The 12,480-nt window shown below is 62.1% G+C and carries 13 protein-coding genes and 1 tRNA gene; 1 reads left to right on the plus strand and 13 read right to left on the minus strand.

What is annotated here, in order from left to right; translation table 11 throughout:
• Window positions 1-338: 338 nt before the first annotated feature.
• From rplL to AC6IZO_RS11715, 13 genes are all read right to left on the minus strand, one after another.
• Window positions 339-716, minus strand: coding sequence for a 50S ribosomal protein L7/L12 (gene rplL, locus AC6IZO_RS11655; RefSeq protein WP_497804969.1), 378 nt, complete (start codon window positions 714-716; stop codon window positions 339-341).
• A gap of 270 nt (window positions 717-986) precedes the next feature.
• Window positions 987-1,535: a 50S ribosomal protein L10 gene (gene rplJ, locus AC6IZO_RS11660; RefSeq protein ID WP_497804970.1), complete on the minus strand. Its 549-nt coding sequence runs from the start codon at window positions 1,533-1,535 to the stop codon at window positions 987-989.
• Between the two features lie 74 nt (window positions 1,536-1,609).
• Entirely contained in the window at window positions 1,610-2,320 is a 711-nt protein-coding gene (rplA, locus tag AC6IZO_RS11665) for a 50S ribosomal protein L1 (RefSeq protein WP_497804971.1), read from the minus strand.
• 119 nt (window positions 2,321-2,439) lie between these two features.
• Entirely contained in the window at window positions 2,440-2,874 is a 435-nt protein-coding gene (gene rplK / locus AC6IZO_RS11670) for a 50S ribosomal protein L11 (RefSeq protein ID WP_497804972.1), read from the minus strand.
• A gap of 112 nt (window positions 2,875-2,986) precedes the next feature.
• Window positions 2,987-3,637, minus strand: a complete 651-nt coding sequence (gene nusG, locus AC6IZO_RS11675) for a transcription termination/antitermination protein NusG (protein ID WP_497809954.1) — start codon at window positions 3,635-3,637, stop codon at window positions 2,987-2,989.
• A 35-nt stretch (window positions 3,638-3,672) separates the two neighbouring features.
• Window positions 3,673-3,933, minus strand: a complete 261-nt coding sequence (secE, locus tag AC6IZO_RS11680; RefSeq protein ID WP_497804973.1) for a preprotein translocase subunit SecE — start codon at window positions 3,931-3,933, stop codon at window positions 3,673-3,675.
• 106 nt (window positions 3,934-4,039) lie between these two features.
• Window positions 4,040-4,114 (minus strand) — tRNA-Trp (locus AC6IZO_RS11685).
• A 210-nt stretch (window positions 4,115-4,324) separates the two neighbouring features.
• Window positions 4,325-4,477: a 50S ribosomal protein L33 gene (gene rpmG / locus AC6IZO_RS11690; protein ID WP_497804974.1), complete on the minus strand. Its 153-nt coding sequence runs from the start codon at window positions 4,475-4,477 to the stop codon at window positions 4,325-4,327.
• Window positions 4,478-4,588: 111 nt separating this feature from the next.
• Window positions 4,589-5,776 carry an elongation factor Tu gene (tuf, locus tag AC6IZO_RS11695; RefSeq protein ID WP_497804975.1) on the minus strand — a complete coding sequence of 396 codons (1,188 nt, stop codon included), beginning with the start codon at window positions 5,774-5,776 and terminating at the stop codon, window positions 4,589-4,591.
• A gap of 89 nt (window positions 5,777-5,865) precedes the next feature.
• Window positions 5,866-7,968 carry an elongation factor G gene (gene fusA / locus AC6IZO_RS11700; RefSeq protein WP_497804976.1) on the minus strand — a complete coding sequence of 701 codons (2,103 nt, stop codon included), beginning with the start codon at window positions 7,966-7,968 and terminating at the stop codon, window positions 5,866-5,868.
• Window positions 7,969-8,106: 138 nt separating this feature from the next.
• Window positions 8,107-8,577, minus strand: a complete 471-nt coding sequence (gene rpsG / locus AC6IZO_RS11705; protein WP_497804977.1) for a 30S ribosomal protein S7 — start codon at window positions 8,575-8,577, stop codon at window positions 8,107-8,109.
• 84 nt (window positions 8,578-8,661) lie between these two features.
• Window positions 8,662-9,036: a 30S ribosomal protein S12 gene (gene rpsL / locus AC6IZO_RS11710; protein ID WP_497804978.1), complete on the minus strand. Its 375-nt coding sequence runs from the start codon at window positions 9,034-9,036 to the stop codon at window positions 8,662-8,664.
• 598 nt (window positions 9,037-9,634) lie between these two features.
• Window positions 9,635-11,371: a diguanylate cyclase gene (locus AC6IZO_RS11715; protein WP_497804979.1), complete on the minus strand. Its 1,737-nt coding sequence runs from the start codon at window positions 11,369-11,371 to the stop codon at window positions 9,635-9,637.
• Window positions 11,372-11,645: 274 nt separating this feature from the next.
• Between AC6IZO_RS11715 and AC6IZO_RS11720 the strand changes: the two genes are divergently transcribed.
• A complete protein-coding gene (locus tag AC6IZO_RS11720; protein WP_497804980.1) occupies window positions 11,646-12,434 on the plus strand; it encodes an enoyl-CoA hydratase-related protein in 789 nt (262 codons plus the stop codon).
• Window positions 12,435-12,480 lie beyond the last annotated feature (46 nt).

Consider the following 12,480-nt stretch of genomic DNA (forward strand, 5'->3'; position numbering starts at 1 on the left):
CGATGGGAGGACCGCTCCTCTTCCTTGGCGTTGCTGCTTGCGTTGCGCTCGCGCGCGAACTATTCTGACACTGCGGAACAGCCCGTGCGTCCCTGCATCCCCAGGGTCGCCTTCCTGGAGTAGACACCACAAAACGGCGTCAGGCGCAGACGCTCCCGATCGCTCGGCGCACGCCTAGCCAGACTGCCGCTCAAACTACATCTATAAATAATACTCCGAAGCAGCGGAAAAATGTTGCTTCAGATCACATTTTTCTTGACAGCGGGAATACCCCGTGCCAACCAGGGGATGGTACCGGCAGGAGCCCGGCCGGTTGACCGGGCTCCCACAGGGCACAACTACTTGATTTCGACGGTGGCGCCAGCCTCGACGAACTTGGCCTTGATCTTCTCGGCCTCTTCCTTCGAGACGCCTTCCTTGATCGGCTTCGGAGCGCCGTCAACCAGGTCCTTCGCTTCCTTCAGGCCCAGGCTGGTGACTTCGCGGACGGCCTTGATCACGTTGATCTTGTTGGCGCCAGCGGCGGTCAGGATCACGTTGAACTCAGTCTTCTCTTCCGCAGCAGCGGCCGGAGCGGCAGCGCCGCCAGCCACGACCACCGGAGCCGCGGCCGCAGCCGACACGCCCAGGGTCTCTTCCAGTTCCTTCACCAGCTGCGCAGCTTCCAGCAGCGACAAACCACAAATCTGTTCCTTCAGAGCAGCCAAATCAGCCATTTCGATTCTCCAATCGTTTTCGTTATTCGTTGTGATTTCGTTATGTCCCGCGTGGTCACGTGCTCCCGGGGATTACAGGCGGCCATCACGCAGTCCCTGCGTTACTTTGGCCTGCCGGGGCGCTCAGCGCCTCGACCCCTGCCGTTACTCCAGACTCTGGCAACGGACTGGACACATTCCACAACGCATAACGGAATCTGTTGGAGCCGCCAAACCGCGGACGGCCCCGATCCCTTGCGTTCCGGCCCATACTCCGGGCCGGTCGGGCGATTAGGCCTGAGCCTCTTCGCCCTTGAACTTGCTTTCCTTGACGCCCTGGTCGATGACGATGGCCATGTTGCGGCCCACGCCCGCCAGTGCCGAAGCCAGACGCGTCGCCGGAGCGTTGAGCAGGAACAGCAGTTTGCTGTACAGCTCTTCCTTCGACGGCAGGCTCGCCAGTGCTTCGATGTCCTTCACGTCCACTGCCTTGCCTTCGACGAGGCCTGCCTTGAACGTCAGTTCCGGGTTGTCCTTGGCATACTTGGTGAGAGCCTTGGCCAGCGCCACCGGATCGCCCGAGGTATAGGCAATCGAGGTGCGGCCCTTCAGGCCCTTCTTCACCACGCCTTCAAACGCAGTGCCCTGCGCGGCGCGGATGGCCAGGGTGTTCTTCACAACCTGGTACTTGCCGCCGGCGGCGCGCACCGCGCGGCGCAACTGATCGTCCTGCGCCACGGTGATCTTGCCGTATTCGGTCACGAATCCGTTGCTGGCGGCCTTCAGGGTCTCTGCCAGCGCATCAACCTGCTCAATCTTCTTTGTCTTGGTGACAGCCATTGCCGTTTTCCTTCTTTATCTTGTCTGGTGCGGAGCAACTCCGCAGGGGCGGTCACGCCGCCCAGATAAACCGCTTATGCCTTGTTGGCGGCCTCGATCGCAGCCGTATCGACCTGGATGCCGGGGCCCATCGTCGAGCTGAGATAGCAGCCCTTGATGTACTTGCCCTTGGCAACCGGCGGCTTCGCCTTCACCACGGCCGTGATGACGGTGGTGGCGTTGTCGACCAGCTTCTGCGCGTCGAACGAGCTCTTACCCACCGGCACGTGCACCAGAGCAGTCTTGTCGGTACGGAACTCAACCTTGCCGGCCTTCACTTCCTGAATGGCCTTGGCAACGTCCAGGGTAACCGTGCCGGTCTTCGGGTTCGGCATCAGGCCGCGGGGACCCAGCACCTTGCCGAGGCGGCCCACCGACTTCATCATGTCGGGGGTCGAAATCACGGCGTCATAGTCGGTCCAGTTTTCCTTCTGGATCTTCTCGACCATGTCCTCGCCGCCCACGAAGTCGGCGCCGGCGGCTTCCGCCTCACGCACCTTCTCGCCGGAGGCGATGACCAGAACCTTCTTGCTCTTGCCGAGGCCGTGGGGCAGAACCACGGTTCCGCGCACCATCTGGTCGGCGTGGCGAGGATCGACGCCAAGACGGAACGTCACATCGACGCCCTCGTCAAACTTGGCGAACTTCACCTTCTGCAGCAGCGCGACCGCATCGACCAACGTGTATGCACGCGCTTCAACCGCGGCGCGCGCCTTCTCAATATTCTTTCCACCTGTACGAGGCATTTCCTGCTCCTGTCTCCCACCGCTTGCCCTGCGGGTGCAGGGGGCCGTGGTTTTATGCGACTGCGTTCCGCCTTAAGCCCGTTGAGAGCCGCGGCGGAACGCCTTCGAAACCTGCAAACTTAACCGGCGATAACTTCCAGGCCCATCGAGCGGGCCGTGCCCTTCACGCTCTTCACGGCAGCTTCGAGCGAGGCGGCGTTCAGGTCCGGCATCTTCTGCTTCGCGATGTCCAGAACCTGCTTCTCGGTCACCTTGCCAACCTTGTCCTTGTTCGGCGTGCCGGAGCCCTTGGCGATACCGGCGGCGCGCTTCAGCAGAATGGCAGCCGGAGGCGTCTTGGTGATGAAGGTAAAGCTGCGGTCGTTGTAAACCGTGATCACCACAGGGATGATCAGACCGGCCAGTTCCTTGTTCTGCGTCTTCGCGTTGAACTGCTTGCAGAACTCCATGATGTTGACCTGCGCCTGACCAAGGGCGGGGCCAATCGGGGGTGCCGGGGTAGCCTTGCCGGCTTCCACCTGCAGCTTTACGTATCCAGTAATTTTCTTTGCCATGGTTAACCTTTCTTTTCTCCGGCTCCCGCTCCTTACGGAGCCCCGAACCTAGGATTTTCGGTCCGGGCGAGTTCAGGGATGCCGCAAACTTGAACCCTGCCTACTGCTAAGATTAACTGAGAATCTTCTCTACCTGGCCGAACTCCAGCTCCACCGGAGTCGAGCGGCCGAAGATCGTGACCATCACCTTCAGGGTCTCGCGGTCTTCGTTGACCTCGTCGACCACACCGGTAAAGGTGGCGAACGGACCTTCGCTGATGCGAACGCTCTCGTTCTTGTCGAACTTGACCTTGAGCTTCGGCTTTTCCTTGCCCACCTGGACGCGGTAGATGATCTGGTTGACTTCGTCCTCGGAAAGCGGGGTCGGCTGCTGGCCGGTGCCCACAAATCCGGTCACGCGCGGCGTTTCCTTCACCACGTGCCAGACGTTGTCGTCCATGTCCATCTCAACCAGCACGTAGCCGGCGTAGAGCATGCGCTCGCTGGTGTGCTTCTTGCCGTTGCGCACCTCGGTGACGGCTTCGGTCGGGATCAGCACGCGGCCGATCTTGCTCTCCAACCCGAAGGCATGCACGCGCGTCTCCAGTGATTCCTTCACCTTGCGCTCAAATCCCGAATAAGCGTGGATGATGTACCACTTCATGTTCGGGTTGGCGGGAGCATCGCCAGCCGGGGAGGCCTGCGCGGGGGCTTCGGCCGCTGCGCCAGTGGCGCTCGTTTCCGGTTCCTGCGGGGTGCTCTCGTTCTTTATCGTTTCGTCCATCATCTCTCACGCGCCTTCCGCGCGTTTACCGGCTGCTAACGGCGCTCAAAAAAGTGGAGGGCCGCCTCCAGCGCCTTGCCCACCACGCCATCCACAATCCAGAAGTAACCAGCGAACACAAACACGGTGATGATCACCACCGCCGTGGTTCCCTGCACTTCCTTGCGCGTGGGCGTGGTCACCTTTTTCATCTCGGTGCGCACGTCGCTGTAGTAGGACTTGATACCCTGCGGCCAGCCTTTGACGCGGGCCACCAGGCTGTTCTCGTTCGCGCTCTCTACTGCTGCCTTCGCCATTTCCAGTTCCTGTCTGAAACCCGCGGGCGCCGCGGGTTCACTGCAAACTCTGCTGACCAGCCCACTGCCTCTGCGGGCCTTCCTGCTTAACTCGCCGGGAGGACGATGGCAGGGGCGGAGGGATTCGAACCCCCAAAAACGGTTTTGGAGACCGCCGGTTTACCGTTGAGCCTACGCCCCTGTATTGTCAATCCTCTCACGGGAGAGGGTCCGAGTGCTACACGCCTCGAACCTTCATCCTGGCGGACGACCCAAACACCGCCGCCCGAATGAGATATTGCTGCACCTTCGCCGGCACGCAGTCTGGGCGTTCAAACCCACAACCAACTGCGCTCAGCGCGGCACCCGACGGCTCAAGCGGCAAAAACCGCTCTGGCCGTCAATCCGGTGCCTACTTCACTTCCTTGTGCGGGGTGTGCTTGCGGCACTTGCGGCAGAACTTGTTGAACTCAAGACGCTCAGTCGTCGTCTTGCGGTTCTTGGTGGTCGAGTAGTTCTTATTCTTGCACTCAGTGCACTGAAGCTGGCAAATCTCGCGGGGCATGTTGCTGACTCCTTGCTCAATTACCCCGTCAGTTGGCTGCCGGGGCCTTGTCCGGGGCAGAGCCCGGAAATCAGCAGGTGCGGCGTGAACCGCACCTGCCGAGAAAAACTGTTACTGCAGGATCTCGCTGATGGTACCGGCGCCGACGGTGCGGCCGCCTTCGCGGATGGCGAAGCGCAGGCCCTTTTCCATGGCAACCGGAGTGATCAGCTCAACCTGAAGCTGTACGTTGTCGCCCGGCATCACCATCTCGGTGCCCGCCGGAAGCTCCGCAACGCCCGTAACGTCCGTCGTGCGGAAGTAGAACTGCGGGCGGTAGCCCTTGAAGAACGGAGTGTGACGTCCGCCTTCTTCCTTCGACAACACGTAAACTTCGCCCTTGAACTTCGTGTGCGGCGTGATCGAACCCGGCTTGGCCAGAACCATGCCGCGCTCAACGTCTTCCTTCGCAATGCCGCGCAGCAGAAGACCGGCGTTATCCCCCGCCATGCCTTCATCCAGCTGCTTCTTGAACATTTCGACGCCCGTCACAACCGTCTTGCGCGTCTCGCGGAAGCCAACGATTTCGCACTCTTCGCCGACCTTCACCTTGCCGCGCTCGATACGGCCCGTCACAACCGTGCCGCGGCCAGAGATCGAGAAGATGTCTTCGATCGGCATCAGGAACGGCTGGTCAACCGCGCGCGCCGGCAGCGGTACGTTCTTGTCCACCGCTTCCATCAGCTCGTCGATCGACTTTTCCCACTTCTCTTCCCCGTTCAACGCGCCCAGCGCGCTGCCACGGATCACCGGCAGATCGTCGCCCGGGAACTGGTACTTCGACAGCAGTTCGCGGACTTCCATCTCAACCAGGTCGATCAGTTCCGGATCCTCAACCGCGTCGCACTTGTTCAGGAACACGACGATGTACGGAACGCCAACCTGGCGCGCCAGCAGAACGTGCTCCTTCGTCTGCGGCATCGGTCCGTCGGTGGCCGCAACCACCAGAATCGCGCCGTCCATCTGCGCCGCGCCGGTGATCATGTTCTTGATGTAGTCGGCGTGGCCCGGGCAGTCCACGTGCGCGTAGTGACGGTTCGCCGTCTCATACTCCACGTGCGCCGTCGCAATCGTGATGCCGCGCTCCCGCTCTTCCGGCGCGTTGTCGATCGAGTCGAACGAGCGGAACTTGATGCCGGGGTTGTGCTTGGCCAACACCTTCGTGATCGCCGCCGTCAAGGTCGTCTTGCCATGGTCAATATGACCAATCGTGCCCACGTTCACGTGCGGTTTGCTGCGGTCAAACTTCTCTTTCGCCATTGCTCAGAGCTCCATCCTGAATTTCGTTGCGGGCACTGCTCAGCCCTTGGTTGCTGCTGCGGGGCCGAAGCCCCGCCGAATTCACAAACCTACTTCGTGGCCGTCTTTCCCTGGACCTTGGCCACGATCTCCTCGGCCACCGAACGCGGTGCTTCTTCGTACCGCGCAAAGTGCATCGAGAAGGTCGCGCGTCCCTGGGTCGAGCCGCGCATCGTCGTCGCGTAGCCGAACATCTCGGCCAGCGGCACCATCGCCTTGATCACCTGCGAACCGGCGCGGTGCTCGATACCCTCGATGCGTCCGCGGCGGCTGTTCAGGTCGCCAATGATCGTGCCCATGTACTCTTCCGGCACAACCACTTCCACGTTCATCACCGGCTCCAGCAGAACCGGAGAAGCCTTGCGGGCCGCTTCCTTGAAGGCCATCGACGCGGCGATCTTGAACGCCATTTCGTTCGAGTCAACCTCGTGATAGCTGCCATCGTAGAGCACGGCCTTGACGTCCACCATTTCGTAGCCGGCCAGAACGCCGCCTTCCATGGCTTCCTTGATGCCCTGCTCGACCGGCTTGATGTACTCCTTCGGAATCGAGCCGCCGACAATCGCATTCTCGAACTCGAAGCCCTTGCCCGGCTCCTGCGGCTCCAGACGGATCTTGACGTGTCCGTACTGGCCGCTGCCACCGGTCTGGCGGATGTACTTGCCTTCGGCTTCCGACTTCTTGCGAATGGTTTCGCGGTAGGCCACCTGCGGCTTGCCGACGTTGGCCTGCACGTTGAACTCGCGCATCATGCGGTCAACGATGATTTCCAGGTGCAACTCGCCCATGCCGCTGATGATCGTCTGGCCGCTATCCGGGTCGGTGTGCACGCGGAACGTCGGATCTTCCTGCGCCAGCTTGTTCAGCGCAACGCCCATCTTTTCCTGGTCGCCCTTGGTCTTAGGCTCAACCGCCACGTCGATAACCGGGGCAGCGAACTCAATCGACTCGAGGATGACCGGCTTGGTCTCATCGCACAGCGTGTCGCCCGTGGAAGCCGTCTTCAAGCCCACGCAGGCGCAGATGTCGCCAGCCAGCACTTCGCTGATTTCTTCGCGCTTGTTGGCGTGCATGCGGAGCAGGCGGCCAATACGTTCCGAGCGGCGCTTCGTCGGGTTGTAGATGGTGTCACCGGTCTTCAACTGGCCGCTGTAGACGCGGATAAAGGTCAGCTGGCCGACGAACGGGTCGGTCATGATCTTGAAGGCCAGAGCGGAAAGCGGCTCGTCGTCCTTGGCGTGGCGATCCACTTCCTTCGTCTTGTCATCCGGATCAACGCCCTTCACGGAAGGAACGTCGAGCGGCGAAGGCAGGAAGTCAATCACGGCGTCGAGCAGCGGCTGCACGCCCTTGTTCTTGAAGGCCGTTCCGCACAGCACAGGGAAGACCTTCATGGCGATGACGCTCTTGCGCAGCGAGGCAACCAGCACCTCGGGGGCAATCGCTTCGCCTTCGATCCACTTCTCCATCAGCTCGTCGCTGCCATCGCACTCAACAATGGTTTCAACCAGCGTCTGGTGAAGCTTCTCGGCCTTCTTCTTCAAATCTTCGGGGATCTCCTCGAGCGAGTATTCCGCGCCCATCGTCTCGTCATGCCAGAAGATGGCCTTCATGCGGAACAGGTCGACGCAGCCCTTGTACTTGTCTTCGGCACCGATCGGCATCTGGATGGCGACCGGCTTGGCGTTCAGGCGCTTGCGAATGGTGTCGACCGCGTGATCAAAGTCGGCGCCCATCTTGTCCATCTTGTTGATGAAGCAGATGCGGGGCACGCCGTACTTGTCAGCCTGGCGCCACACGGTTTCCGACTGCGGCTCCACGCCGTGAACGGCGTCAAACACCGCAACCGCGCCGTCCAGCACGCGCAGCGAGCGCTCAACCTCGGCGGTAAAGTCGACGTGGCCGGGCGTGTCGATGATGTTGATGCGGACGTGCTTCCAGAAGCAGGTGGTGGCAGCGCTGGTGATGGTGATACCGCGCTCCTGCTCCTGCGCCATCCAGTCCATGGTCGCCGTGCCGTCATGCACTTCGCCAATGCGGTGCGTGCGGCCGGTGTAGAACAGGATGCGCTCGGTCGTCGTCGTCTTACCGGCATCAATGTGAGCCATGATGCCGATATTTCTGCAATGCTCTAATGGAACCTGTCGTGCCACGGCTCTACTTTTCCTTTGTCATCGCGGAGGCCGGAGCCTGCGCTGGTTGCGGTTGAGCAGCCAGCGGGCTGCCCCTGTCCACGCGATGTCCGAATGCCCGGACGGCCTCCAGGCCGCCGGGCGGACAGATCCTACCCTTTACCAGCGGTAGTGCGCGAAGGCCTTGTTTGCCTCCGCCATGCGATGTACTTCGTCCTTCTTCTTGATTGCCGCGCCCTTGCCATTGGCGGCGTCCAGCAACTCATTGGTCAGCTTGTCAACCATGCCCTTCTCAGGACGCTGGCGGCTGTAGGTAATCAACCAGCGGATCGCCAGCGAAGTGCGGCGATCGGGATTGACTTCGACCGGAACCTGATAGTTCGCGCCGCCCACGCGGCGGGTCTTGACTTCGAGCAGCGGCTTGGCGTTCTCGACGGCCTTCTTGAACAGCTTCAAGGCTTCGTCGCCGCCCTTTGCTTCCAGGGCCTTCATCGACTTGTAGAAGATGCCCTGCGCCGTGCTCTTCTTGCCACCCCACATCAGGGAGTTGACAAACTTATTCGCCAGGGTGGAACCGTAGACCGGATCCGGCATCGGTTCGCGCTTGGCAATATGTCCTTTTCTCGGCATTCGCTTTCCTCACTCTTCACGGCCTTGCGGCCATTACTCCCGCGCGGCCAGATCTCGGACCGGCGGGCGGGTTCATGAAACTTGTTACGACTTCGGGCGCTTGGCTCCGTACTTGGAGCGGCTCTGCTTGCGATTCGCCACACCCACCGAGTCCAGCGTGCCACGGACAACGTGGTAACGAACACCCGGAAGATCCTTCACGCGGCCGCCGCGGATGAGCACGATGGAGTGCTCCTGCAGGTTGTGGCCGACGCCGGGGATGTAGGTCGTCACTTCGATGCCGTTGGTCAGGCGAACACGCGCAACCTTGCGGAGAGCCGAGTTCGGCTTCTTCGGGGTCTGAGTGTAGACGCGCGTGCAAACGCCACGCTTCTGCGGGCAGGCCTGCAGCGCGGGGCTGGCCGTCTTGTACCGGGGCGCCTTGCGTCCCTTGCGCACCAACTGATTAAACGTAGGCACTCTTCGAGCTCCTTGTTTCCGGCGCGCTCAGCGCGCCACACACAACCCGGCACAAGGCCGGGGCCTTGCTACAGAAGCCGGACGAACACGCGTCCAGCACTCCGCACAACCCTTGTCGGGCCTGGTCTGATGGGATATTCCGCCTCAGACCATTCTTTCCCGCGCAGCCTTGACGGCCACGCTTGGGAAAACTGGGGATTCCTGAATGTAAGGTGGCGACGGTGGCACTCTTGCTCCGCTTCGCAGCGGGTGGCACTCCGTTTCGCAACCTGAACCTGCATACCCTCCGCATAGCGCAAGAGGAAGCGCAGGTTCTTTGTCAGCGAGGGAACCCGTTTTCTGCAGGTGTTTCGCACACCTCACGGGTCTTACTTCCCTTGCAGCTCCGCCAATACTTCAGCTCGGCTTCACTTCCTGTGAACCAAAACTTTCAGAGACACAGAAGCGCAGTCAGCTCAGGCAAGCCTGATTCGACTCGCAGAACCTCTCAACTATAGCAAGCGGCGTGCCAGACGTCAATCGTTCGCGACAAGGGAAAAAGATATCCGGAAGGCGGAAAATTCGGCTGGATAAGCCCCAAATTCGGGGCACTTTCAGTTTACATCACGCTGGCATCCAGCGGCTGCACCTTTCCCTCGCTATTGGGCCTACCTCCGCTGGCGGCCACCACGCGGTTCCGCCCCTGCCGCTTGGCCTCGTAAAGCGCCTCATCGGCTGCGCTGATCAGCGAATCCGGGGTGGAGCCGTGCAGAGGACAGGCTGCAACTCCGGCCGAGACCGTCACCGCACCCAGCAACTGCCCTTCAAAGCGCACGCTCAACTGCTCAACCGCAGTCCGCACGGAGCTGGCGCGCCGGGCGGCATCTTCCAGGTCACACTCCGGCATCAGCACCACAAACTCCTCGCCGCCATAGCGGCACACAATGTCGCTCTCCCGCACCGAGGCGCGCATGGCCTCCGCCAGGCTCTTCAGCACGGCGTCACCCGCGCCGTGCCCATGCGTGTCATTGAACTTCTTGAAGTGGTCGGCATCGAAGACCACCACCGACAGCGGGGCCTGGCTGCGCCTCGCGCGCGCCAGCTCACGCTCGAAGGTGTCCGCCAAGTAGCGGCGGTTGAACAGTCCGGTCAGCGGGTCGCAGGTTGCCTGCTGACGCATGGCCTCGCGCAGCTTCAGGTTGGCCAGCGTCAGCGAGAGCATCTCGGCCACCGTCTCAGCCACACGGGAAACCTGCGCTTCATGCAGCGCCAGCACCAGCAGACCCACCGCCTCGCCCTGCGCCTGTAGTGGAATGCAGGCCGTCCGCAGCATCTTGTTCAGAATGTGGTCACACTGCAGGTCACTGCCCGGGTCCGACATCTGGTGCATGCGCCCAAGCCGGAACGACCAGCAGTCGTTGACGGAGAACACGGCCTTCTTGGGCGCTTCGCCCCAGCTTGCCACCATCTCCAGCAGGTGATGCGAGTCATTGGTCAAATACAACACGCCTTCGGCTTCCGGCAGGCATAGGGGCGCAAAGGTCTGGATGCAGGCCCGCGCGTCTTCCAGCGTCTGCGCCGCGTGCAGCATCTCGCGGAAGCGGTTCATCACCGTCTCCTGCATCACCCGGCCCTCCAGCCGCTCCGCCATGGTGTTGAAGGCCACGCCCAGTTCGCGCACATCATGGTTGCCGGTCAATGGGACGCGGCGGGCGAAGTCCCCACCCGCGACGGCTTTGGCAGCGCCGGTCAACCCGCGCAGACTGCGGCTAAGCGGCAACGCCACCAGCAACGCCGCCCCGGCCGCCACTACCACGGCCAGCAAAAACAGCGCGGTCGAGATCACATGCACGCGCCGCGCCGCCGCCAGACTCTCTCTTTCACGCTGGTTCAGCCGGATCTGCTCCAGGTTGACGAACCTCTGCGCGTCAGCCTCCAGTTCCTCCATCGTGCGGTCGGTCGCAATCACCAGCAAGGTCTGCTCGGCCTCATCCGGACGGCTCAATACCAGGCGCGTCGCAGGGCCGTCTCGAAAGGCGGCGAACTTCTCCACCATGTCCTGCACCTGGCTTCGCAGTTGTGGGTCCTCTTCCACAAGCATGCTCAACCTGTACATGGCTGCAATGAATTTCTCGACCCCGTGGTGATAGGGCTGTAACAGCTTTGGGTCCCGGGTCATGGCGTAGCCGCGAACGCCGTTCTGCGACTCGGCCGCCCCCAGCTGCGCCTGCTGGGCAAGAATGATGGCGGCCCGCGAACGCCCCACCAGTTCGTCGCGCATCTCATCCTCATGCAGCGCCGCCTGTAGCACCGCCACCCCAGCTACGGTCAGCACCGCCACCAGCAACGCCAGCACAACGGCTTCGGCCCGCAGCGTGGTCCGGCTTCTCAGGTTCTTGAAAACGCGAAGGTGGTCCGATGCAGGAATAACTCCTCCTGGTGCGGTCTGCAACCGTGGCTCCCTGCTGAGCAAATCGGCAATTTCCGCACCGGAGTTTAGGCCGCCGCCCCTTCAACTTGGTTCCAGACGCGGCCGCTGATATAGTTCTCGGTTCCGCGGAGCATGTGGGGCTTCCGCCGGAGACACCGTGCTCGCCCCCACTGCGACATGCTTGACCGGAGACTGCACCATGCCGACATCCTTCGAGAACCTTCGCTACGAGACGCACGAAGCCGTTGCCACCATCACCATTGCGCGCCCCAAGGTGCTGAACGCGCTGAACGCCGCCACCCTGGCCGAGCTGCGCACCGCCTTTGAGGCCGCGCGCGACGACCGCTCCATTCGCGTGGTGCTGCTTACAGGCGAGGGGGAAAAGAGCTTCGTCGCCGGCGCCGACATCAACGAACTGGCCTCCACCACGGCGCAGAGCGGCCACGAGTTTGCCCTGCGTGGGCAGGAGCTGTTCAACCTGATTGAGAACCTCGGCAAGCCGGTTATCGCCTGCGTCAACGGCTTTGCCCTTGGCGGCGGCTGCGAGCTGTCGCTGGCCTGCACCATGCGGCTGGCCAGCGAAAACGCCAGGTTTGGTCAGCCGGAGGTTAAGCTCGGCATCATCCCCGGCTACGGCGGCTCGCAACGGCTGCCGCGGCTGGTGGGCAAGGGCGTGGCCCTGCAGATGCTCCTCGGCGGCGACCCTATTCCCGCGCAGGAGGCGCTGCGAATCGGGCTGGTAAACGAAGTGGTGGCGCAAGCGGACCTGCTGCCGCGCGCACACGCCATCGCCGCCAAAATTCTCGCCTGCGGGCCGCTGGCGATCGCTTATTGCCTCGACGCCGTCAACCGTGGCATGGAGATGACGCTCGCCGAAGGCCTTCACTATGAGGCCGCTCTGTTCGCGCTCTGCTGCTCCACCGAGGACAAGACCGAGGGCACCCGCGCCTTCCTCGAAAAGCGCGCGCCCAACTTCCAGGGCAAATAACCTGCTCCAGCAGAGATAAGAGGCGCCCCGCCGTGGGCGCCTTACG

The organism is Oryzophilus luti, from assembly GCF_059726245.1.

What these genes read in the sequence shown, in the direction of transcription:
- rplJ (WP_497804970.1), bottom strand. Translation starts at nt 1,535, where the DNA reads ATGGCTGTCACCAAGACAAAGAAGATTGAGCAGGTTGATGCGCTGGCA.
- AC6IZO_RS11720 (WP_497804980.1), top strand. Translation starts at nt 11,646, where the DNA reads ATGCCGACATCCTTCGAGAACCTTCGCTACGAGACGCACGAAGCCGTT.
- rpmG (WP_497804974.1), bottom strand. Translation starts at nt 4,477, where the DNA reads ATGCCCCGCGAGATTTGCCAGCTTCAGTGCACTGAGTGCAAGAATAAG.
- rplL (WP_497804969.1), bottom strand. Translation starts at nt 716, where the DNA reads ATGGCTGATTTGGCTGCTCTGAAGGAACAGATTTGTGGTTTGTCGCTG.
- tuf (WP_497804975.1), bottom strand. Translation starts at nt 5,776, where the DNA reads ATGGCGAAAGAGAAGTTTGACCGCAGCAAACCGCACGTGAACGTGGGC.
- nusG (WP_497809954.1), bottom strand. Translation starts at nt 3,637, where the DNA reads ATGGACGAAACGATAAAGAACGAGAGCACCCCGCAGGAACCGGAAACG.
- secE (WP_497804973.1), bottom strand. Translation starts at nt 3,933, where the DNA reads ATGGCGAAGGCAGCAGTAGAGAGCGCGAACGAGAACAGCCTGGTGGCC.
- rpsG (WP_497804977.1), bottom strand. Translation starts at nt 8,577, where the DNA reads ATGCCGAGAAAAGGACATATTGCCAAGCGCGAACCGATGCCGGATCCG.
- rplA (WP_497804971.1), bottom strand. Translation starts at nt 2,320, where the DNA reads ATGCCTCGTACAGGTGGAAAGAATATTGAGAAGGCGCGCGCCGCGGTT.
- rplK (WP_497804972.1), bottom strand. Translation starts at nt 2,874, where the DNA reads ATGGCAAAGAAAATTACTGGATACGTAAAGCTGCAGGTGGAAGCCGGC.